This window comes from Natronococcus sp., from assembly GCF_047921035.1.
In the GTDB taxonomy this organism is placed as follows: Archaea; Halobacteriota; Halobacteria; order Halobacteriales; family Natrialbaceae; genus Natronococcus.
On sequence record NZ_JBLRWX010000275.1, the window covers coordinates 1 to 515 of the forward strand.

Here is a 515-nt window from a genome sequence, read left to right on the forward strand (position 1 = left end):
AGGGTCACCGGCACGGCAACCGTGAGCTCGCCGCCATCCACGATGGACGACTCGCCATCGCTGATCAGCAGCGTGAAATTGGCGTCACTCGCCGCGCCCTCCGGCAAGTAGGGTCGCAATGCCTTCATGCTCGAGACGCTCGAGCCGAGGTCGATGCCGAAGGTGATCTTGAAATCGCCGTCAGCACGCACCGCGAAATCCGCATTCGCATTGAAATTGCTCAGCGGCGTGCCCTGCAGGCCGAAATTGAAGCCGGTGTCGAGGTTCGCAAACTCATGGCTGATGTTGAGCGTGACCGTCAGCGCATTGAGGTCGGCCAGGTAATCGAGCACCACGTCGTCCGGGCCGATACTGCTGCGCTGGAACTCCAGCAGGCCGAGTTCGAGATTGGCGACGCTGCCCGCGGTGGTCTTCACGGCCAGGACCGCCGCGCCCAGCGCCGTGTCCTCCAGCGTCAGCCGCCGGTCTATCGAGACCGCGGCCGTGATTCGCTCCAGCCCCGCGGCTGCGAGCTG

General features: G+C 64.7%; 1 protein-coding gene. It reads right to left on the bottom strand.

Features of this window, described 5'->3' with window-relative positions:
* Positions 1-515, bottom strand: a 515-nt coding sequence (locus ACNA7R_RS20675; RefSeq protein WP_416285402.1) for a hypothetical protein, incomplete at both ends; no start/stop codon positions are given.